The sequence below is a fragment of the Shimia sp. SK013 genome (assembly GCF_001292625.1).
Lineage (GTDB): Bacteria > Pseudomonadota > Alphaproteobacteria > Rhodobacterales > Rhodobacteraceae > Shimia.
Genome location: NZ_LAJH01000011.1, coordinates 180,429 through 201,765, shown reverse-complemented (window position 1 = coordinate 201,765; position 21,337 = coordinate 180,429). Strand labels below are relative to the sequence as shown.

Sequence of the window (21,337 nt, the reverse complement as noted above, 5' to 3'; positions counted from 1 at the left end):
CTTTGAATTCATGCCGCTGGCATGCGCTTTTCGACAATCTCGGCCCACCAGCTACAGCCCGCAGGAATGGCTTCGTCGTTAAAGTTGTATTCCGGATGGTGCACCATCGCGCCGTCTTCGCCGTTGCCCACAAGAATATAGGCGCCGGGACGCTCTTCGAGCATGAAAGCAAAGTCTTCGCCGCCCATCACCAGCGACGCGTCTTCACACTGACCGCTGATCGACTTGGCAACCTCGGCTGCAAATTCGGTCTGTGCGTCGGTGTTGACCATAACCGGATAGCCGCGGTGATACTTCACCGCAACAGTGCCACCAAAGGTTGCTGCAATGCCTTCGCAAATGCCGGCGATGCGCTGTTCAGCCAAATCGCGCATCTCTTTGGACATGGTGCGCACGGTACCTTTGATATGCACCCGCTGTGGGATCACGTTAAAGGCCTTGGAGCTGGTCTCAAAACTGGTGACCGAAACCACGATCTGATCAATCGGATCCGCATTGCGGCTGGCAATGGTCTGCAACGCCAGCACCGCCTGTGCTGACATCACCGTTGTGTCCACAGTATCATGTGGCTTGGCCGCGTGCCCGCCCCGACCCTCAAAGTGGATGTCAAACTGATCGGTCGCAGCAAAAAACGCGCCCGAGCGGATCGCAAAGCTACCAAGCGGCATACCAGGCCAGTTGTGCATCCCGTACACTTCTTGAATGCCCCAGCGGTCCATCATGCCGTCATCGCACATCTCTTTGCCGCCGCCGCCGCCTTCTTCGGCGGGCTGAAAGATCACCACGACCGTGCCGTCAAAGTTGCGGGTCTCGCTTAGATATTTAGCGGCCCCTAACAGCATCGCTGTGTGACCATCATGGCCGCAGGCATGCATCGCGCCGTCGGTTTTTGAGGCATACGCCAGCCCGGTCTGCTCGTGAATTGGCAGCGCGTCCATATCGGCGCGCAAGCCAATCACCTTGCCCGAGCCCGAGGCCTTACCCTTGATCACACCAACAACGCCGGTGCGGCCAATGCCGGTGACGATTTCGTCACAGCCGAAATCCTTGAGTTTCTCCGCCACCAACGCGCTGGTGCGGTGGGTTTCAAACAGGATCTCGGGGTTTTCGTGAATGTCGCGGCGCCACGCGGTGATTTCGTCCTGCAATTCGGCAAAGCGGTTCTTAGTAGGCATCGTAGTTCCTCACTTGGATAATTGGTCAGGCCGCAGGCATGCGGCGTTCGATCACTTCAGACAGATAGCTGGACCCATATGGAATGGCTTCGTCGTTGAAGTTGTATTCCGGATGGTGCAGCGCGGCGCTGTCGCCATTGCCCACCATGATGAAGGCTCCGGGGCGGGCTTGCAACATGTAGGAGAAGTCTTCACCGCCCATCACCAGCGGAGCTTCGCTGCATTGCCCTGCCACAGCGGTGGCCACCTCTTCGGCAAAGGCGGCTTGGTCGTCGGCGTTGATGGTTGCTGGCGTGATGCGCTGGTAATCCAGCGTCGCGGTGCCGCCAAAGCTCGCCGCAACACCTGCGACCACGTCCGCCATACGGGCTTGGACCATGTCCTGCGTGTCCGGCGCAAAGGTGCGCACTGTCCCTTTGAGCGTCGCTGTGTGCGGAATCACGTTAAAGACATCCGATCCGGTCTGGAAACTCGTGACCGAAACCACGGCGCGGTCCACGGGATCCACATTGCGGCTGACGATGGATTGCAGCGCCGAATGGATTTGCGTGCCCATGATGGTGGGATCAATCGTCTGCTGCGGCATCGCGGCATGGCCGCCGCGGCCTTCGATCTCAATTGTGAAAAAGTCCACAGCTGCCAACATCGGCCCTCGGCGCAGGGCAAATGCCCCGATCTCCAGATCTGGGTCATTGTGCATGCCGTAAACTTCCTGAATGCCGAACCGCTCCATCATGCCATCTTCAACCATTGCAAGCGCACCGTTGCCGCCCTCTTCGGCTGGCTGAAAGATCAACGCGACGGCGCCATCAAAGTTGCGGGTCTCGCTGAGGTACTTCGCGGCCCCCAACAGCATCGCCGTGTGGCCATCGTGCCCACAGGCATGCATCGCGCCTTCGTTTTCGCTGGCATATTCAAGCCCGGTTTGCTCCTGCATCGGCAGCGCATCCATATCCGCGCGCAGCCCGACTACGTTGCCTTTGGTGTCGGTTTTGCCTTTGATAATGCCCACAACCCCCGTGCGACCGATACCGGTCACCACCTCGTCGCAACCAAATTCCTTCAGCTTTTCGGCCACCAAGGCGCTGGTGCGGTGGGTTTCATACAGCACCTCGGGGTGGGCATGGATATCCCGTCGCCATGCGGTGATTTCGGCGTGCAATTCGGCAAAGCGGTTCTTGACCGGCATGTTGGATTTCTCCTGTTCGTCTCGTTATTTTGGGTCAATCGACGGCGGGCATCCGGCGCTCGATCAGCTCGGCGAACCAGCTGCATCCAACGGGAATGGCCTCGTCGTTGAAGTTGTATTCGGGGTGATGGCATTGGGCGCTATCGCCGTTGCCAAGGAAGATATAGGCCCCGGGCCGCTCTTCCAGCATAAAGGAAAAGTCCTCCGCCGGCATGATCGGCTCGACGTTGGGCTCAACATTGGCCTCACCAACAACGGCTTGCGCCGCTTCAACCGCAAATGCAGTTTCGGCCTCATGGTTGACCGTGACCGGATAGCCGTCTTCCCACGTGACCTCGGCCGTGGCGCCAAACGCCAGTGCCGTGTGCGTGGCGACGTCGCGAATGCGCTGCTCGACCAATGCGCGGTTGTTGTTGTCCAACGTGCGCACCGTGCCCTTCATACGCACCCGATGGGCAATTACGTTGGACGCATTGCTGTCGGTCTCAAGCGTGCCCACCGTCAGGACAACCCGCTCGATGGGTTTCACGTTCCGCGCGACAATGCTTTGCAAAGACACAAGAATTTGGGCGGCCACAAGGGTCGTGTCCACAGCTTCCTGCGGCTCTGCGGCATGGCCGCCTTTGCCGGTGACAACAATTTCAAACTCGTCAGCCGACGCCAAAAGCGCACCGGGGCGGATGGCGAATGTACCCACAGGCATGCCCGGCGCGTTGTGCAGGCCATAGACCTCATGAACACCCCAGCGATCCATCATCCCGTCGCGGCACATCTCGCGGCCACCGCCGCCACCCTCTTCGGCTGGCTGAAAGATCAGCACCGCCGTGCCATCAAAATTGCGGGTCTCCGCCAGGTATTGCGCCGCGCCCAGCAAAATCGACGTGTGACCGTCATGCCCGCAGGCGTGCATCTTGCCGTCAGTTGTTGAGGCATAATCCAGCCCCGTCGCCTCATGGATCGGCAAAGCGTCCATGTCTGCGCGCAGACCAATCACACGGCCTTTGGTGTCGGTTTTGCCTTTGATCACGGCCACGACGCCGGTACGTCCAATCCCAGGCGTGATCTCATCCACACCAAATTCCTTAAGGCGCGCCTGCACAAATGCCGCTGTTTCATGCACATCAAACATCAATTCCGGGTTCTCGTGCAGGTGGCGGCGCCATCCTGTGATCTCGGAATGCATCTCGGCTAAACGGTTTCTGATCGGCATGGCGCAACTCCCCTAGCGTGGCTCGGCGCAAGACTGAACGATCATTCAGCGTTGCGCAAGAGGAGATTATTCACAGGTTAAGCGTGACAGCCGAAGCCCGCCACAGCGCGCCATCAAATGATCGGGCCAAGCTCGATTTTTGACCCATCAGCAAACCGGCCCAACCGAAAGCGGCTTAGGTCGTGGCCGACGTCTCCGCCACTTACCAGATCTGCCATAACGCGGCCAAAGGCGGGGCCGATGCCAAATCCATGCCCACACATGCCGGTGCAAATGCTTAATCCCGGCAAAGTGTCACCACGGTCCACCACCGGCACGATATCGGGCATGGTGTCGATCATACCCGACCACGCCCGCCGCATTTTTGGCGCACCCAACGCAGGAAACAGCGCGCCAAATTTGGTCAACGTGGCTTCAATCAGTGTTTTCGGCGGCGCGGGATTGAGAACCCGCATCCGCTCAAAGGGACTCTCTGCATCCATCTGCCATTGGCGTTTCGTGCCCCAAGCATCAGGATAACCGGCCGGCGCCGCAGCAGAAAACTGTGTCCCTGCCCAATCCGCACGCAGCTGAGGCACATATTTCGGCAAAGCACGAAACGCATCCGGCCCAATGTGCAACCGGTGACGACCGCCGGGGACAAGGGTGAACCCGCCATCCGATCGACGTCGCCATGCCAGCCCGCTCATCGCCGTGGCGGGCATGGCCAAGTCTGCCAGCGGCTCGGTCGCGATCACCGGCGCTTGCACCGACAATTGGGGAATGTTCACACCATGGCGCCGCAAAAACAGCGCCGACCACGCCCCACCTGCGACCACGACTTCGGGCGCTTTCACCACACCTTGCTCGGTGACGACGCCCGCGACGCGGCCAGCTTGGACGTCCAAACCGCGCACCGCGCAGTTTTCAACGATCACCGCCCCTGCCCGCACCGCCGCCCGCGCCAGCGCTGGCACAGCGATCCATGGTTCTGCCTTCATGTCGGACGGCGTGATCAGCGCACCCTCAAAACTCCGGGTCACGCCGGGCAACACATCGCCCGCTTCCGCACTGGACAGCATCCGACTGTCCAAACCTGTTGGCGCCGCGTCTTTCAACCAGGCTTCGTACCCCGCCAGATCCTTCTGAGTTTCAGCAAGATAGCAGACGCCCACGGTTTGCAGACCAAGGTCCTCGCCAATCTCGTGTGCGAGGTCTTTCCAAAGATGATGGGCCTCCATCATGATCGGCAATTCGGCCATGTCGCGGCCTTGCTGCCGGATCCAGCCCCAGTTGCGTGAACTCTGCTCCGCCGCCACACGGCCTTTTTCAAGCACAACCGGTCGCAGGCCCTTCTTGGCAAGGAAAAAGGCGGTCATCACGCCAATGATGCCGCCACCAACAATTGCCACATCTGCTTCTTTTGGAAGCGCACCGCCATGTTCCACCGGCAGGTGCACGCCCAAAGGAAAATCGATCATCCCGCCAGTTCCACCAGCAAATCGCGCATAAACCGCTCACCGGCCTGAAACTGCGCCACAGTCAGGAATTCATCCGGCTGGTGTGCCTGGGCAATGTCGCCGGGACCACAGATCAGCGTGGAATATCCGCCGTCCTGAAAATGCCCGCCTTCGGTGCCATAGCTGACCACGCGTGGTGCGTTGTCGCCGGTAATGCGCCGCACCAAAGCTTCGGCCTCTCCTGCCTCTTCCGGCATCAGGGCCGGCACGTAAAACATCTCTTCCAGATCAATGCGGGTTTCTGGCACAACCGCCTGCATCTCGGCTTCGACTTCGGCCACCTTGGCTTTGAACCGCACCACCCAATCGTCACTGCTTTCTCCCGGGACAAACCGGAAATCCAGCCCGAACCGGCAATCCAGCGCGGTGATGTTGTGCGCTGTGCCGCCTTCGATCACGCCGACATGCACTGTCGTCCAAGGCGGCTCAAACGTTGCGTCCACCGCATCCGGCGTTTTGGCGCGGTTCTCGACGTTCATCTCATTGGCCCATTCGATCAACTTGGCACCATACATGATCGCGTTCACACCCGTGTGCATCAGCGAGCTGTGCACCTCAAAGCCACGCATATGCACCATGAAACCGGTGCCACCTTTGTGGCCGGTCACGGCCCCCATCATCGACGGTTCGCCCACAATGGTGGCGCGGCCTTTGGGCAAAACCTTGGCCATGGCCTCAATCAGCGGCGCTGCGCCGGTACAGCCGACTTCCTCGTCATAGCTCAGCGCAATCTGCAAGGGTCGCGCCAAATCCGCGTAATGTCCTTCGACCATTGCCCAGATTGCCAGAGCGTCAAACCCCTTCATGTCACAAGTGCCGCGTCCATAAAGTTTGCCGTCTTTTTCGACCACCTCAAACGGATCGGTCGACCAAGGCTGGCCCTCAACCGGCACCACGTCCGTATGGCCGGACAACACAACAGCACCCTCAACCGGTGGCCCCACATGTGCAAACAATGCTGCCTTGGCGGGGTCGGTTTCATGCGGATGGCGAAAGGCGTCGATGCCGTGGCTGGCGAGATAACCTTCAACCCAGTCAATCAGCGGCAGGTTGGTGTCGTGGCTCACCGTTGGAAACGACACCAGTTTGTCCAGAATTGCGCGGGGGCTGAGGCGCTCTGTCATGATTTAGTACCCGCTATCTGTGGTCAAAACAAAATGCTCTGGACCAACTTCTTCGTAAAGCGACGGCGCGGCCTCATAATCCACGGAATGGATCGGCGACGGGATCGGTTTGAAGTTCAGGTCTTTCTCCGATTTGCGCTGACGCGGGTCCGCAATCGGAACCGCTTTCATCAAGGCCTGCGTATAAGCGTGGCGCGGGTCTTCAAACACCGCGCGGCGTGGGCCGATCTCGACGATCCGACCCAAATACATCACGCCGACATAGTGGCTGACACGTTCGACCACAGCCATGTCGTGGCTGATGAACACATAAGAAATACCAAGCTCGGCCTGCAATTCCATCATCAGGTTCAAAACCTGCGCCTGCACCGACACATCAAGCGCCGACACCGCCTCGTCCGAGACGATCAGCTTCGGGTTCAACGCAAGCGCCCGCGCAATCGCAATCCGCTGACGTTGGCCGCCGGACAATTCGTGCGGATAGCGGCGCATAAAGCTGCGCGGCAACTCAACCCGATCAAACAACATCTCAACGCGCTTTTGCAGTTCGACGCCCGAATGGGTGCCATAGTTGCGCATCGGCTCGCTGACCTGATCCATCAGCATCATCTGCGGGTTCAGCGACGCAAACGGATCCTGAAAGATCATCTGCATCTCCTGACGCGCCTTGTGCATCTGTTTGGGGTTCAGGGAAATGATGTCCTGCCCGTCAAACTCCACATGCCCCGATGTCGGTTCTACCAGTCGCAGCAATGACCGTCCTGCCGTGGACTTACCGCACCCGGATTCGCCAACGAGACTCAGGGTCTGGCCCTTGTTGACGGTAAAGGAAATGTCCTCGACCGCGTGCACATTGGCCACCGTTCGCCGCATCAAGCCGCCTTTGACAGGGAAACGTGTGACGAGGTTTTTCACCGTCAGGATGGGTTCATTGGTTCCGGGGATTGGATCGGTGCTGTGAGTATCGTCGCCAAACAATTTCATCGGGCTGGGAATATCCGTTCCGGTCATCTCACCCAGTTTCGGCACCGCCGCCAGCAGCGCTTTGGTGTAATCATGCTGCGGGTTTTCAAAGATCTCTTCGACGGTGCCCTCTTCGACCTTATTGCCGCGGAACATCACCACCACCCGGTCCGCCATCTGCGCAACCACTGCCATGTCGTGGGTGATAAACATCACCGCCGTGCCGGTTTCGCGCTTCAGCCGGTCCATCAATGCAAGGATCTCAGCCTGAATTGTCACGTCCAGCGCCGTTGTCGGTTCGTCCGCAATCAACAGGCGCGGCTCACAGGCCATCGCCATGGCGATCACCACCCGCTGGCGCATACCACCTGACAGCTCGTGCGGGTACTGGTGCAGCCGCCGCTCCGGTTCGGGAATGCGCACTTCGCGCAACAATTCGATGGCGCGGGCCTCTGCTTCAGACTTTGACAGTTTTTTGTGCAACCGAAGCCCTTCTGTAAGCTGTTTACCAACGGTGAACACCGGATTGAGCGCGGTCATTGGTTCCTGAAAGATCATCCCGATCTCGTTACCGCGAATCGTTCGCATCAAATCTTTGTCGGTTGAGCGCAGATCAGTTTCGCCGAGGTCTTTGCGATCAAAAAGCAGGCGACCGCCTGTAATTTCACCACCGCCGAACTCCACAAGGCGCATTAGTGAAAGGCTGGACACCGACTTACCAGAGCCGGATTCCCCAACAATACATACGGTTTCGCCGGGGTTAACCTGAAAGGACACGTCCTCGACGCCGACAACAGGTCCGTCTTTTGTTTGGAACTCGACCCGAAGGTTTTCGATCGAGGCGATGGCATTGTCCAACATCCTCAGCACTCCCCATTTTTTGCTTTTTTTCTCTTATCGAGACGCTAATGCCCGACTTTGCAAAGGTCAAACAGGCTCCGACGTTACCACTTGCGACCCTGGGCTCGAAAAAAACCAACGCTTGCAATTTCCGGTTTGCTGGTCTGTGATACGGACAGTCGAGAGGGGACATGACTGTTTTTTGTGCGTTGCATCGGAGCGATTCGAAGCGCGTTTCCTTCCTGACAATCAACAAATGGGCAGAGCTAAATCTGCCCGAATATCGCGGGTAACCGTGAATAACATGGAGTGAGACATGAAGATTAAAACATTGATGCTTGGCGCTGCGGCTGCCTTTGCAATGGCCCCAGCGGCCATGGCAGAGCGCGGCTCGGACGGCCACGTAAACATCATCTATTGGCAAGCGCCTTCCATCCTGAACCCGTACCTGTCGTCGGGCACCAAGGACGTAGAATCGGCATCGCTGACAGTTGAGCCGCTGGCCCGCTATGACGAAACCGGCAAAATGGTGCCTTTCCTGGCTGCTGAAATCCCAACCGTCAGCAACGGCGGTGTGTCCGAGGACCTGACCTCGATCACATGGACAATCGCTGACGGCATGATGTGGTCCGACGGCACAGCTGTGACTTCTGCTGACGTCGTATTCACTGGCGACTATTGTATGCACCCCGAAGGCGGTTGCGCACAGGCAGCTTTCTTTGACGGTGTTGAAAACATCGAAGCTCTGGACGAAATGACGGTCAAGGTGACCTTCAACCAGCCGAAGCCGAACCCATACGGTCCGTTCGTTGGCGGTCAGTCCCCGATCATCCAGAAAGCTCAGTTCGAAAACTGCATGGGCGCGAAAGCACCTGAGTGTACGGCTGAAAACTTTGGTCCAATCGGCACCGGCCCGTTTGTTGTGACGGATTTCCGCACAAACGACGTGATCCAGTACGAAGCCAACCCGAACTACCGTGATCCAGCCAAGCCTGCGTTCGCAACTGTGACCTTCAAAGGTGGCGGCGACGCAACCGGTGCTGGTCGTGCAGTTCTGGAAACTGGCGAATTTGACTACGCATGGAACCTTCAGCTGGCACCCGACGTGATTGCCAAAATGGAAGAAGGCGGCAAAGGCAAAGCCATCGCAGGTTTCGGCCCGCTGGTTGAGCGTATTGAAATGAACATGACCGACCCGTCGTCGTCCTTGCCTGAAGGCGAGCGTGCGACTGTTGCTCATCCTCACCCGTTCCTGTCCGACATCAACGTGCGTAAAGCACTTTCGATGGCAATCGACCGCGAACTGCTGGTTGAAATCGGCTACGGCAAAGCAGGTAAAGTCACCTGTGATCTGGTGCCTTCGCCTGACAACTACTCCGCTAAGAACGACTACTGCATGACGCAGGACATCGCCGGCGCCAACGCTCTGCTGGACGACGCTGGCTGGGTTAAAGGGTCCGACGGCATCCGCGCCAAAGACGGCGTGAAAATCTCGATCCTGTACCAGACATCCACAAACGCTGTACGTCAGGATTTCCAAGCCCTGATCAAACAGTGGTGGAGCGAAATCGGTGTTGAAACCGAACTTCGCAACCTGTCTGCATCCGTGTTCTTCGGTGGTGACCCAGGTTCGCCTGACACCTTCCAGAAATTCTACGCGGACGTGGAAATGTATGCCAACACCTTCAACGGCACAGACCCTCAGCAGTACCTCGCAGCATACCGCTGTGGTGCAGAGCCGAAGCCTGACAGCCAATGGCAGGGTGAAAACATCAACCGCTTCTGTGATCCGGCGTATGACGCTCTGATCGACGAGTTGGCTGGTACCGGCGACATTGAGAAGCGCGGCGAGATCGCGATCAAGATGAACAACATGCTGACCAAAGACAGCTACACCATCGTGCCGCTTGTGCACCGTGGTCGGGTATCTGCGCACGCCAACTCTCTCGGCGGCGTTGTCCTGAACGTTTGGGACTCCGAGCTGTGGAACGTTGCTGATTGGCACCGTACCAACTAATTAGAGTTGCGAGGGCGGGCTTTCGGGTCCGCCCTCCTTCCATTCCTGGCCCCGCGCAGGCAGGTCGCTGCGCCTATGGCTCAACAACAAAAACAGACGCATAAACAAAGGCGCCACGCATGCTGACCTTCACAATACGCCGGTTGATCCTCTCGATCCCGACGCTCTTATTCATCTCTCTGATCATCTTCCTGTTGCTGGAACTGGCACCAGGCGATCCGATGGCACAGGTCCCTCTGACTGTACCGCCGGAAGTCAAAGAAAAGATGCGCCAAGCTCTTGGCCTTGGTGAGCCCATGCACATCCGCTATTGGAAGTGGCTGGTGCAGTTCTTCTGGATCGAACCGCAAGTTCTGTTTGACCACTACTTCGGCACGGCCTTCTCCGAAGGCAAGCTGCGCGTGATCAGCTGGCAGCACCGCAGCCCTGTCATGGACGTGGTTGTGGAACGCCTGCCCCAGACTCTTTGGGTTGTGGGCCTGTCCTACATCGTGGGCATTCTGATCGCGCTGCCGATTGGCATCTATTCTGCTTACAAGCAGTATTCGATCTTCGATCAGGCCGGTACATTCATCACCATGATCGGCTATTCGATCCCGCCGTTCTTTACCGGCCCGCTGATCATTGTGCTGTTTTCGGTGCAACTGGGATGGTTCCCGTTCATCTATGACACCACACATGAGGTCACGGACTGGGACAGCTTTGTCTACCAGCTGCGCCAGATGATCATGCCGGTTATGGTGCTTGCCATGCAGACCACCGCCCAGATCAGCCGCTACATGCGTGCCTCGATGCTGGACAACCTCAATCAGGACTATGTGCGCACCGCGCGTGCCAAAGGCCTGAGCGAGAAAGTGGTCGTGCTGGTGCACGTACTGCGCAACTCGATGATCCCGGTTGTCACCGTGATTGCCCTTGGCCTGCCTGCAATCTTTGGCGGCGCCATCATCACCGAACAAGTGTTCTCGGTGAACGGCATCGGTGGTCAACTGATCGGCGCCATTCAGGCCAACGATCTGCCCACTGTGCAGACGCTGACCTTTATGTTCGCCATCCTGATCGTGTTCTTCAACCTTATCGCAGACGTGCTCTACGGTATTCTTGATCCGAGGATCCGCTATGACTGATATGTCCAACACGGAACCCACCGCCCCGCCGCACAGCCAATGGTATGACGTGTGGCACCAGTTCAAGGCCCACAAAGGCGCCATGTTGGGGGCTATCGTTTTCATCGTGATCATTCTGGGGGTCTTCATTGGCCCGTGGCTTTGGCCCTTTGATGCGAGCTACATCGACATCCGGTCCCGCAATCAGGGTCCAAGCTGGTCGCATCCTTTTGGCACCGACCAACTGGGCCGCGATACTTTGGCGCGCATGATGGCAGGCGGACAGACGTCCATTGCCGTTGGCCTGACGGCCATGATGCTGGCCCTGGGTCTTGGCAGCCTTGTCGGCATCTCGGCGGGCTATTTCAAACGACTCGACGGACCGCTCATGCGTCTGACAGATTTGTTTCTGGCCCTGCCGGTGCTGCCTTTGCTGCTTGTCATGATGATGCTCTTCCGCGAGCCGCTCTCGTCTGCTGTCGGTCCGGAACGCGGGATCTTTATCCTGATTGTTGTTGCGATTGGCATCACCTCGTGGATGCCAACAGCACGCATTGTGCGCGGCGATGTTCTGGCACTGAAAGAGCGTGAGTTTGTTCTGGCGGCCCGCTCGATCGGCACCTCCAACAAGAACATGATCACGCGCCACATCCTGCCCAACGTGCTGTCGCCAATCATGGTGTCAGCCACGCTGGGGATTGCCAATGCGATCATCACAGAAAGCGCCCTGTCGTTTCTGGGCCTCGGCTTTCCGCCGGACTTTCCGACATGGGGCCGCCTGCTGAACGATGCGACGCAATACCTGCAGGAGTATCCCGAACGTGTGTTCTGGCCCGGACTGGCAATCTCGCTGACGGTTCTGTCGGTGAACTACCTCGGCGACGGTCTGCGCGACGCTTTGGACCCACGCATTCGCGGCCGCTAAGGCCTCTGCATAAAACGACAAAAGGCCGGAGCACTCGCTCCGGCCTTTTGCTTTGGAGATGATCGCATTGAGTGTTAAATCCCAATCTCGCAAGCGAACTTCGAGCTTGCAGCGGCGAAGGGCGGGTTTGAGCCCAATCTTGCCGAAATTAAGCGGAAGGGTAAATGTCTGCTAAAGAATACCAGCCAATTTGATGGCTGAGGTCATGCGATCGTGATGCCCATCGTCATGATAAGGGTAACGCTCATCAAAGCGTTGAAACGAGTAATCTGAATCGATGGCAAGAAGATCCGCAATCTGTTCTTTGGCTTCATCGAGCCGTCCGGCTTCAACAAGTATCGCCGACATCACGATCCGAGCTGGTGGGAAAGACGGTGCCATCCGGATAGCGCTCCACTCGTATTCTTCAGCTTCCGCAAGGTTGCCGGATAAGAAATGGCCATGTGCAATATGATGCAGTGCGTTGGGAGGGGGAACCGGATCAAACCGGAGGCCCGTCATTCCTACCTCAATTGCCCGCTCAGGTTGCCCGGCATAGTTCAGCGCTTCACTGAACCAGAAATAGGTATCGGCATTGTTCGGATCGATTTCCAATGCCTTCTCAAAACTCTTGATTGCGCCTTCGGGATTGCGAAGGAATGTCTGAACCCAGCCATAGCGGCCATTGGCCAAGGACGACATCGGACCCAGTTCAATCGCTCGCTGGGCTTTTTCCGCGGCAATCTTGAGACCATCATCGTACCCCGGCCAGGCGAAGGACCACCCGCTTTGATAAGGAAAAACCAACCCCGCCCAGGCATCGGCGAAGTTCGGGTCAATGGCGATTGCCTGATCATAAAGTGCAATGCACTCGACGTTGGTTTCAGGTGAAAACATAAAGAACTTGGCACGCCCCTTGAGGCTTAGCTCATAAGCCTCGACGCTGTGCGTGCTGCGTTTCGTGCCCGGGCTCTGTTTAAGACTGACCTGAAGCGCAGAAATGATCTTTGCGGCGATTTCGTCCTGAAGCGCAAAAATATCCTGAACGTCGCTATCGTATCGCTCTGCCCAAACGTGCCCGCCGCTGCTGGCGTCAATCAGTTGTGCGTTGATCCGAATACGATTGCCAGCCTTGCGAACACTGCCCTCAAGGACGTGGCCAACGGCCAGTTCCTGCCCGATTTCGACAATATTTTTGGGCGAGTTTCTGTAATAAAACGACGAATTTCGCGCGATGACGAAAAGGTCACGGATTTTGCTCAGGTCCGTTATCAGGTCCTCTGTAAGCCCGTCGGCAAAATACTCTTGTTCTTGATCAGCACCGATGTTGACGAACGGTAATACCGCGATGGACGCATGCGGTGCGGGCGTTTTGTCGACCAGAGCAACAGGGGTCGGCTCAGCCTGTGAATCGTCCAACTTGGCCACGAACCGAAAACCTTGACGTGGAAATGTCCTGATGACCGATTGCGAAACACCGTCATCGTTTAGCGCGCGACGTAAGGCGTTAATGCGGGCGTTTAGGGTGCCGTCACTGACAATACGGCCTTGCCAAACAGTTTCGATGATCTCGTCTTTCGGCACGACCCGGTCGGCGTTTTCAATTAGAAAAACAAGAAGCGAAAAGGCCTGTGGTTGCAGCGGAATGACCTCGTCGGCCTGCATAAGTTCCAGGCGATTGGTGTCGATGCTGAAGTCCCCAAACCTGAAATTCATCTAACGGCAAGCTCGCGGCAAGCAAAATTCACGGACTGGCAATGCATCAATAATATCCCGTTCAAGCGCTCATTTATACGGGTCAGTAGTTTGGTTACATCACAACCCACGGAGACCAGCATGAAACTCTCAGCAACCCTCGCAAACGCTAACATCCATACGCAAACCCACAAAGAAGTTTCGCAATCAGACAACAAAGCTACTGCTGGTAGGACATTCTGGCGTTCTCTCACAACACATTTTTGGGCCTACACCGAGGAAGCAGAACAGACCGAAACCAAATCCTTCGAGGGCTTGCTCTGATCCTAACCAATTTGGGTCGTTGTAGGTGTGCCAGTCGGGGAAGGAGCCATTCTCTTGACCACCTCGGACGGCGGCAAAGTCCCGCAAAGCCGACACTCAATGTGACCTGAACACTCAAATGTTTCCCTATTTCCAAAGCTTTGCTTTGGTGGCGCCCGGCCCCCCCGCCCCAAGACAGCCCTACTGCATCCGCGATTTGATCCGCCGCACCAGCCACCAGACCGTCAGCACCACCGGCAAGGTGATCGCGGCCGTCATGATGCCCTTGCTGACGCCCAGTGGGCCGGCCAGCGGATAGACCAGATACCCCGCCAACGAGACCGCGTAATAACTGATTGCCACCACCGACAGCCCCTCGACAGTTTCCTGCAGGCGCAGGGCCAGATCCGCCCGTCGGTCCATGCTTTCAAGCAAACTCTGGTTTTGCGCCGAGCGCGCCACCTCGACCTTGGTGCGCAACAGCTGCCCTGCCCGCCCGGCCCGATCCGCAAGTGACATCATCCGCGACTTGGTGGACGTCACGGTGCGCATCGCAGGATCATACCGGCGGGACATGAACTCACCCAAAGTTTGGCGCCCCATAAACCGCTCCTCGCGCAGCACTGTGATGCGCTGATGCACAATCGCCTCATAGGCTTCGGTCGCGCCAAACCTAAAGGATGTGTCCGCAATCAACTTTTCCAGCTCCCCCGACAAATCCAGCAAGCGCTCCAACGTCTGATCGGGGTTCTCGTCGCTGCTGCGCAGGTGGCCCATCAGGTCGGCCACCTCGGCCTCCAGCTGGCCCAGCTTGGGCGCAAAGGATTTCACCCTGAAATATCCCAGCATCGACATCGATTTATATGTCTCGATCTCACACAGTCTTTGCACCACGCGCCCCACGCGCCGCTGCCCGGTGCCGTCCGAGACAAAAAGCGCCATGCGCTGATGCCCTGCCGCGTCAATCCGGAAATCCGTCGCCACAAGGCAGGACTGGTCCAGAACGTGGCTCATGGCGATGCTTTCAGGCACGAACCAGCTTGCGAGCTCTTCATGTGTCTTGTCGGCGTCGCGCATCCGGTCCACGCGAATAAGCGCCGAGGTGATGCGCTTGCCTGGCGCAGCCTCTAGCCAGTCTTCGGGAAAGACCTCAAAATCCGCCGGATCAAACGGCCGCGTACTCAGCCGGTCGATGAACACGGTGAAAGTCACAAACTCGGCGTGCATTTCCCATTTGAGCCGATGGCGTCCGATGTCGCAGGAAAAATGCGTGGCACCCGGTTGCGGATGATGGGCGCCAAACCGGTCCAACAGATCTTGTAAATGTGCCAACTCGGCATCTCGGGACTGTCCGATAACATCAACCGACGTGCGCAGCGCCAGAAAGACGGCGGTGGCCGGCGCCTCCAAAGTCGGAAACGGCCGCGCGTGCAGCTCATTGGCCAGCTTGTAGCGCAAAGGGTGGTCGTCAATCGGGGGCATAGCAAAGGCTCCAAGGTTGCCAAACGATAGCGCGCGCCCGGAAGCCTGTAAAGAATATATAGTTATCAATGACTTAGTGGAATACCGCGGTATACCGAGCGCAATTTTTGCTTTAAAACCAAACCCTCCCGCCGGCAAAGCCGTTGGGCCGGGCTCCCGGCTGCGCCGGGAGCCTATCTCGCGCTGCGCGCGACCGGGGCGCCGCCCCCGTCCCCGAGGTATTTCGGGAACAAAAAAGGCGCCCCCGCAGGAGCGCCTCTCTTGACGTTTTGTAACCCTAAGATCAGTCGATCATGCCCAACAGCTTGTCGAGGCTGGCTTTCGCATCACCATAGAACATGCGCGTGTTCTCTTTGAAGAACAGCGGGTTCTCGATACCGGAATAACCGGTGCCCTGACCACGTTTGGAGACAAACACCTGTTTCGCCTTCCAGCACTCCAGAACCGGCATGCCGGCGATGGGGCTGTTGGGGTCTTCTTGTGCCGCAGGGTTCACGATGTCGTTGGAACCGATCACGATGGCGACGTCCGTTTCCGGGAAGTCATCGTTGATCTCGTCCATTTCCAGCACGATGTCATAAGGCACTTTGGCTTCTGCCAAGAGCACGTTCATGTGACCGGGCAGACGACCCGCAACAGGGTGGATCGCAAAGCGCACGGTCTTGCCCTTGGCGCGCAGACGACGTGTCAGCTCAGCCACGTTCTGCTGTGCCTGAGCCACTGCCATTCCGTAACCCGGAATGATGACAACGCTGTCCGCATCATCAAGCGCTGCTGCAACACCGTCAGCCTCAATTGCGATTTGCTCGCCTTCGACTTCCATTGCAGGACCAGACGCGCCGCCAAAGCCGCCCAAGATCACCGACACAAAGCTGCGGTTCATCGCTTTGCACATGATGTAGCTCAGGATCGCCCCCGAGGACCCCACCAGCGCGCCAACCACGATCAACAGATCGTTGCCAAGCGAGAAGCCGATCGCCGCCGCGGCCCAACCGGAGTAGCTGTTCAGCATCGACACAACCACCGGCATGTCCGCACCACCGATGCCCATGATCAGGTGATAGCCGATGAACAGCGCCGCCAGCGTCAGGATCAGCAGCGGCAAGAAGGCGCCGCCGTTGAGGTACCAAATCAAGCACAGCACCGAGATCGTCGCGGCACCTGCGTTCAACAGATGGCCGCCAGGCAGTTTTTCCGCATTGGAAGACACTTTGCCCGAGAGTTTGCCATAGGCAATCACGGAGCCTGTGAACGTCACAGCTCCAATCCAAACACCCAAGGCGAGTTCAACCCGCAGGATGCCTACCTCGACTGCGTTTTTCTTGGCCAGAAGTGCCGCAAAACCGTCGAGCGCCTTTTTGGCGGCATCGTCCATTGCGGCAACATTGCCGAGTTCCAAATGCGCGTTAAAGCCGACAAAAACAGCCGCCAGACCAACAAGCGCGTGCATGCCAGCCACCAATTCGGGCATCTGGGTCATCTCGACCTTGGATGCCAGTTGGTAACCAATCATACCACCACCCGCGATCAGCAGCAGCGACAGCAGCCACAGACCGGAGCCGGGACCAATCAACGTGGCAAAGACCGCAAGGCCCATGCCAGTGATGCCATACCACACCGCCCGCTTTGCGCTTTCCTGATTGTTCAGGCCGCCCAGCGACAAGATGAAGAGAACAGCCGCGACAACATATGCGGCAGTTGTGAATCCAAATTCCATTGCTCTCTACTCCTTCACGATTTCTGGAACATGGCGAGCATGCGCCGTGTGACGAGGAAGCCGCCAAAGATGTTAATCCCGGCCATAAAGATCGACAGACCCGCCAGCACAATCACCAACCAACTGCCGGAGCCCACTTGCATGAGCGCGCCAAGAATGATGATCGACGAAATCGCGTTGGTCACAGCCATCAAAGGTGTGTGCAAGCTGTGTGCCACGCCCCAGATCACCTGGAAGCCCACGAAACAGGCCAACACAAACACGATAAAGTGCTGCATAAAGCTTGCTGGCGCGACCAGACCCAACAGAAGGATCAATGCACCGCCACCGCCCAGCAGCATCACCTGCTGTTTGGTCTGTGCTTTGAACGCAGCCGCTTCGGCCGCAAGCTGTTCTTCACGCGTCAGTTCCGGCACAACCTCTTTTGGTTTGGCAGCAATCGCGGCCACTTTCGGAGGGGGGGGCGGGAACGTAATGTCACCTTCAAAGGTCACAGTCGCGCCACGGATCACGTCATCTTCCATGTCGTGATTGATCTGACCGTCTTTTTCAGGGGTCAAATCGGTCATCATGTGACGGATGTTGGTCGCGTAAAGCGTGGATGCCTGCGACGCCATACGGCTTGGGAAGTCGGTATAGCCGATGATGGTCACGCCATTCTCGGTCACGATCTTCTCGTCCATGACGGTCAGCTTACAGTTGCCGCCTTTTTCCGCTGCCAGATCGACAATCACCGACCCCGGCTTCATCGCTGCGACCATGTCTTCGGTCCACAGTTCCGGCGCTTCGCGGTTGGGGATGAGCGCCGTGGTGATCACGATGTCCACCTCGGGCGCCAGCTCGCGGAACTTCGCAAGCTGGGCTTCGCGGAACTCGGGGCTGGACACAGCAGCATAGCCACCGGTTGCCGCGCCATCGGCCTGCTCTTCCTCAAAATCGAGATAGACGAACTCGGCGCCCATCGATTCAACCTGCTCGGCCACTTCGGGACGCACGTCAAACGCAAGCGTGATCGCGCCCAACGACGTGGACGTACCAATTGCGGCCAAACCAGCCACGCCAGCACCCACGACCAGAACCTTCGCGGGCGGCACTTTGCCGGCTGCGGTGATCTGGCCCGTAAAGAAGCGGCCAAAGTTGTTGCCTGCTTCGATGACAGCGCGGTAGCCCGCGATGTTTGCCATCGACGACAGCGCGTCCATCTTCTGTGCGCGCGAAATACGTGGCACCATTTCCATGGCGATCACGTTGGCTTTCTTGGCTTTCGCCGCCGACATGCCGTCGTCGTTGCCCGCAGGATTGAAGAACGAAATCAGCGTCTTGTCTTTGGTCAAACGCTTGAGTTCCGCCGCATCCGGCTGGCGCACTTTGGCAATGATGTCGCTGGCTTTCCAAAGCGCGGCAGGGGTCTTGAGGACCTCGACGCCAGCAGCTTCATAAGCGGCATCCGTAAAGCCCGCATTGGCACCAGCGCCCGCCTCGACGGCACACTCATAGCCCAGTTTCATGAGTTGTTTGGCAGAGTCAGGAGTCATCGCGACCCGGTTCTCTCCCTCAAACACCTCTTTTGGCGTTCCGATTTTCACCTTTCTTATCCCCCTCTGGTGTTGGAGTAATAATATTTCACGCAGACAACGCTGCACTTGCAGAAAGTTTTAACGGCACCCGTGATGCTGCACAAGCAAACAGAGTGCGTCCCGTGTTTCTACGACGCAACGGCATCACACCCAGCGCCTGACTTTTTCGCTGTATTTGGCGAATTCCATGCGAAACGTGCGGCGCAGGCGGTTTTCCTCGGGAATGACAAAGCGCCGCTCCAGAAGCCACAAAAACAGCGGCACCAGCGGCAAGGCTAGAACCGCGTCCCAATAAAGGATCATCCCAGCCAGAACCATCATATCGCCCAGATAGATCGGATTGCGCGAGCGGCTGAAAATTCCGGATTGAACCAGCCGTGCGCTTTCGTGATGTGGGTGAAACGTGGTTTTCTGACGGCGCATTTCGTACACGGCCAGCGCCATCAAAACGATGCCGCCACCCACCAGCAACCCGCCAAGCAGATCTGCCCAAACCGGACCAAACGACAATCCAAAAGAAAAATACTGCGCCTGACCCCAAGCCACAGCCAGTGCCAGAACAAGCCAGACAGGCGGCAAATCAAACGGCCGACTCCGGGTCTCGGTCATGCACAGGCTCCCCTACTGGCTTGCGGCGCTTCGTGCACCTGATGCGCCGCGTGGCGTCTCGACTGGTGTAACGATGTTTTACCCTGACGCAACGGCACAAAACGCCCCATGGGTCAAAAAGGACAGAAAGACTGCACTTTTGCATCGCTTGGGACATCGTTCGCGCAACGATCCAGCTGCGGAACACACGCAATGCAACAGAAAGTGACGGCGCGGCGTTTGCCTTAGGATCCGCTTGTCTCCCCTGCCCGTGCGGCCCATCCTGCACACAACAGAACAAGGGAGAACACCATGTCTTTGAACGGCAAACACGCACTGGTCACCGGCGGCGGCACAGGCATCGGTCTGGCAATCGCTCAGGCTCTGGCAGCTGAGGGCGCGCACGTCACCATCACTGGTCGCCGCCTTGAGGTGTTGCAAGACGCCGCCACCGACAACATCCACCCGCTGGCGATGGATGTGGCCGAAGAGGCGTCGGTTGTGGACGGCGTCGCGGCGGCTGTGGCCGCCCGTGGTCCCATCCAGATCTGCGTCGCCAACGCCGGCATCGCCGAAGGCCGCGCCCTGCACAAAACCGACATGGCATTCTGGCGCAATATGATGTCCATCAACATCGACGGCGTCTTCCTGACAATCCGCGAAAGCCTAAAGTCGATGAACCAGACCGATTGGGGCCGCGTCATGGTGATTTCGTCCATCGCCGGCCTGCGTGGTCTCAAAGGGGGTCCAGCCTATTCCACCTCCAAACATGCGGTGAACGGGATGATCAAATCGCTGGCGGCGGACTATGCGCGCAAGCCGATCACCTTTAACTCGATCTGCCCGGCCTATGTGGAAACAGCGATCATCGATCAGAACATCGAAAGCATCATGGCGCGCACCGGCTGTACCGAGGAAGAAGCCCGCCACATGATGGTCGGCGTGAACCCGCATGGTCGCCTGATCAAACCCGAAGAAGTGGCCCACGCTGCCATGTACCTGTGTTCAGATTTGGCTGACTCGGTGCGTGGTCAGATGGTGCAGGTTTCCGGCGGCGAAATGTAATTCTCGGTCAGAGCCCTTTCACATCGTGTTGGGGTTCTGATCCAACGGCTGTGCACCGTTGCCGCACACGCTCGGAATGCCCTTCTCTCTCCTGCGGTTCTTGCGTACCAATGCAACAACTCTGTCGCTAAATCGCGCCCGAAGGAGACCTCCGGTGTCATCTGAAAACCGCACACTCTGTGATCGCAAACTGTCTTACTCAGAGATGGCGCAGGCCAGCCGCACAGGCGATCCCTATCACTTGACCAATTGCGACCTGCACGGCACCGACCTGGCCGAACTTGATTTCACAGGATGGAGTTTTGAGACCTGTAACCTGACAGGCGCATCGTTCAAGGGTGCAACGCTAGAAGAAGCCACGCTCAAGGGCTGCCGTGCTGGCAACATCGTCTTGCAAGGCGCCGATCTGACGGACGCTTTGATCTCGGGCGGCGATTATAGCAACGCCAATCTTCGCGGCACCAAGCTCACCCATTGCACAATCCGCAATTGCAAGATGACAGGCGCCGACCTCAGCGAAGCCCAGGCCATAGGCGTAACGCTGGAGAAAGTGCTGTTCCATCTCGCCGTCTTGCCAAGGTTTTCATTTCGAAAAATGACTCTCAAACGTGTGGATTTCTCGGACGCCAACATGAACCGCTGCGATTTTCGGGACGCCGTTTTAGAAGACTGTTCGCTGCGCAACACGCACCTGGTGGACAGCCGATTTGAAAACGCTGACTTGCGAGGCGCTGATTTGGGCGGGATCATGTTGACCGACATGCGCCGTTTCAAAGGGGCCACGATCTCCAAACAACAGGCTGCAACCCTTTTGGGACAACTGGGCTTGCAAGTGTTCTGAGCCAACAAACCGGCGGCATGGCGACGCCAAAAAACCGGCTCC

General features: G+C 57.7%; 17 protein-coding genes. 6 read left to right on the top strand and 11 right to left on the bottom strand.

Annotated features, from left to right (window positions below; genetic code table 11):
• Positions 1–8: 8 nt before the first annotated feature.
• The 6 genes from SHIM_RS09220 to SHIM_RS09195 all read right to left on the bottom strand — a co-directional run bounded on the left by SHIM_RS09220 (position 9) and on the right by SHIM_RS09195 (position 8,021).
• Positions 9–1,175, bottom strand: a complete 1,167-nt coding sequence (locus SHIM_RS09220; protein WP_054002364.1) for a M20 aminoacylase family protein — start codon at positions 1,173–1,175, stop codon at positions 9–11.
• Between the two features lie 25 nt (positions 1,176–1,200).
• Positions 1,201–2,364 (bottom strand): M20 aminoacylase family protein, encoded by a 1,164-nt coding sequence (locus SHIM_RS09215; RefSeq protein ID WP_054002363.1) that lies wholly within the window; start codon positions 2,362–2,364, stop codon positions 1,201–1,203.
• Positions 2,365–2,398: 34 nt separating this feature from the next.
• The gene (locus SHIM_RS09210; protein ID WP_054002362.1) at positions 2,399–3,574 is read right to left on the bottom strand and encodes a M20 aminoacylase family protein; all 1,176 of its coding nucleotides are present in this window, start codon (positions 3,572–3,574) and stop codon (positions 2,399–2,401) included.
• Between the two features lie 113 nt (positions 3,575–3,687).
• Complete coding sequence (locus SHIM_RS09205) at positions 3,688–5,034, bottom strand: NAD(P)/FAD-dependent oxidoreductase (RefSeq protein ID WP_054002361.1); 1,347 nt, start codon at positions 5,032–5,034, stop codon at positions 3,688–3,690.
• The gene (gene argE / locus SHIM_RS09200) at positions 5,031–6,197 is read right to left on the bottom strand and encodes an acetylornithine deacetylase (RefSeq protein ID WP_054002360.1); all 1,167 of its coding nucleotides are present in this window, start codon (positions 6,195–6,197) and stop codon (positions 5,031–5,033) included. Before argE ends, SHIM_RS09205 begins: the two co-directional genes overlap by 4 nt.
• 3 nt (positions 6,198–6,200) lie before the next feature.
• The gene (locus SHIM_RS09195; protein WP_054002359.1) at positions 6,201–8,021 is read right to left on the bottom strand and encodes an ABC transporter ATP-binding protein; all 1,821 of its coding nucleotides are present in this window, start codon (positions 8,019–8,021) and stop codon (positions 6,201–6,203) included.
• 295 nt (positions 8,022–8,316) lie between these two features.
• Between SHIM_RS09195 and SHIM_RS09190 the strand changes: the two genes are divergently transcribed.
• The 3 genes from SHIM_RS09190 (at position 8,317) to SHIM_RS09180 (ending at position 12,048) form a co-directional block, all read left to right on the top strand.
• Positions 8,317–10,017: a peptide ABC transporter substrate-binding protein gene (locus SHIM_RS09190; RefSeq protein WP_054002358.1), complete on the top strand. Its 1,701-nt coding sequence runs from the start codon at positions 8,317–8,319 to the stop codon at positions 10,015–10,017.
• 119 nt (positions 10,018–10,136) lie between these two features.
• The gene (locus SHIM_RS09185; RefSeq protein WP_054002357.1) at positions 10,137–11,144 is read left to right on the top strand and encodes an ABC transporter permease; all 1,008 of its coding nucleotides are present in this window, start codon (positions 10,137–10,139) and stop codon (positions 11,142–11,144) included.
• Entirely contained in the window at positions 11,137–12,048 is a 912-nt protein-coding gene (locus SHIM_RS09180) for an ABC transporter permease (RefSeq protein WP_054002356.1), read from the top strand. The genes SHIM_RS09185 and SHIM_RS09180 overlap by 8 nt, the downstream gene beginning before the upstream one ends.
• 171 nt (positions 12,049–12,219) lie before the next feature.
• Here SHIM_RS09180 and SHIM_RS09175 read toward each other — a convergent pair whose 3' ends face one another.
• Positions 12,220–13,743 carry a winged helix-turn-helix domain-containing tetratricopeptide repeat protein gene (locus tag SHIM_RS09175; protein ID WP_054002355.1) on the bottom strand — a complete coding sequence of 508 codons (1,524 nt, stop codon included), beginning with the start codon at positions 13,741–13,743 and terminating at the stop codon, positions 12,220–12,222.
• Positions 13,744–13,863: 120 nt separating this feature from the next.
• Here SHIM_RS09175 and SHIM_RS20165 point away from each other — a divergent pair, with 120 nt between their 5' ends.
• Complete coding sequence (locus SHIM_RS20165) at positions 13,864–14,046, top strand: hypothetical protein (RefSeq protein WP_152926502.1); 183 nt, start codon at positions 13,864–13,866, stop codon at positions 14,044–14,046.
• A 180-nt stretch (positions 14,047–14,226) separates the two neighbouring features.
• Here SHIM_RS20165 and SHIM_RS09170 read toward each other — a convergent pair whose 3' ends face one another.
• From SHIM_RS09170 to SHIM_RS09155, 4 genes are all read right to left on the bottom strand, one after another.
• The gene (locus tag SHIM_RS09170) at positions 14,227–15,507 is read right to left on the bottom strand and encodes a DUF3422 family protein (RefSeq protein WP_054002354.1); all 1,281 of its coding nucleotides are present in this window, start codon (positions 15,505–15,507) and stop codon (positions 14,227–14,229) included.
• A gap of 283 nt (positions 15,508–15,790) precedes the next feature.
• On the bottom strand, positions 15,791–17,224 hold the full coding sequence (locus SHIM_RS09165; protein WP_054002353.1) for an NAD(P)(+) transhydrogenase (Re/Si-specific) subunit beta: 1,434 nt from the start codon (positions 17,222–17,224) through the stop codon (positions 15,791–15,793).
• 14 nt (positions 17,225–17,238) lie between these two features.
• Positions 17,239–18,810: a Re/Si-specific NAD(P)(+) transhydrogenase subunit alpha gene (locus SHIM_RS09160; protein WP_054002352.1), complete on the bottom strand. Its 1,572-nt coding sequence runs from the start codon at positions 18,808–18,810 to the stop codon at positions 17,239–17,241.
• Between the two features lie 135 nt (positions 18,811–18,945).
• Complete coding sequence (locus SHIM_RS09155) at positions 18,946–19,410, bottom strand: methyltransferase family protein (protein WP_054002351.1); 465 nt, start codon at positions 19,408–19,410, stop codon at positions 18,946–18,948.
• Between the two features lie 291 nt (positions 19,411–19,701).
• Between SHIM_RS09155 and SHIM_RS09150 the strand changes: the two genes are divergently transcribed.
• Complete coding sequence (locus SHIM_RS09150; protein WP_054002350.1) at positions 19,702–20,454, top strand: SDR family NAD(P)-dependent oxidoreductase; 753 nt, start codon at positions 19,702–19,704, stop codon at positions 20,452–20,454.
• Positions 20,455–20,608: 154 nt separating this feature from the next.
• Positions 20,609–21,295, top strand: coding sequence for a pentapeptide repeat-containing protein (locus SHIM_RS09145; RefSeq protein WP_054002349.1), 687 nt, complete (start codon positions 20,609–20,611; stop codon positions 21,293–21,295).
• Positions 21,296–21,337 lie beyond the last annotated feature (42 nt).

Bases quoted from the DNA above. Each gene is read 5' to 3' on its own strand.
- SHIM_RS09220 (WP_054002364.1), bottom strand. From the start codon at position 1,175: ATGCCTACTAAGAACCGCTTTGCCGAATTGCAGGACGAAATCACCGCG.
- SHIM_RS09215 (WP_054002363.1), bottom strand. From the start codon at position 2,364: ATGCCGGTCAAGAACCGCTTTGCCGAATTGCACGCCGAAATCACCGCA.
- SHIM_RS09210 (WP_054002362.1), bottom strand. From the start codon at position 3,574: ATGCCGATCAGAAACCGTTTAGCCGAGATGCATTCCGAGATCACAGGA.
- SHIM_RS09205 (WP_054002361.1), bottom strand. From the start codon at position 5,034: ATGATCGATTTTCCTTTGGGCGTGCACCTGCCGGTGGAACATGGCGGT.
- argE (WP_054002360.1), bottom strand. From the start codon at position 6,197: ATGACAGAGCGCCTCAGCCCCCGCGCAATTCTGGACAAACTGGTGTCG.
- SHIM_RS09195 (WP_054002359.1), bottom strand. From the start codon at position 8,021: ATGTTGGACAATGCCATCGCCTCGATCGAAAACCTTCGGGTCGAGTTC.
- SHIM_RS09190 (WP_054002358.1), top strand. From the start codon at position 8,317: ATGAAGATTAAAACATTGATGCTTGGCGCTGCGGCTGCCTTTGCAATG.
- SHIM_RS09185 (WP_054002357.1), top strand. From the start codon at position 10,137: ATGCTGACCTTCACAATACGCCGGTTGATCCTCTCGATCCCGACGCTC.
- SHIM_RS09180 (WP_054002356.1), top strand. From the start codon at position 11,137: ATGACTGATATGTCCAACACGGAACCCACCGCCCCGCCGCACAGCCAA.
- SHIM_RS09175 (WP_054002355.1), bottom strand. From the start codon at position 13,743: ATGAATTTCAGGTTTGGGGACTTCAGCATCGACACCAATCGCCTGGAA.
- SHIM_RS20165 (WP_152926502.1), top strand. From the start codon at position 13,864: ATGAAACTCTCAGCAACCCTCGCAAACGCTAACATCCATACGCAAACC.
- SHIM_RS09170 (WP_054002354.1), bottom strand. From the start codon at position 15,507: ATGCCCCCGATTGACGACCACCCTTTGCGCTACAAGCTGGCCAATGAG.
- SHIM_RS09165 (WP_054002353.1), bottom strand. From the start codon at position 17,224: ATGGAATTTGGATTCACAACTGCCGCATATGTTGTCGCGGCTGTTCTC.
- SHIM_RS09155 (WP_054002351.1), bottom strand. From the start codon at position 19,410: ATGACCGAGACCCGGAGTCGGCCGTTTGATTTGCCGCCTGTCTGGCTT.
- SHIM_RS09150 (WP_054002350.1), top strand. From the start codon at position 19,702: ATGTCTTTGAACGGCAAACACGCACTGGTCACCGGCGGCGGCACAGGC.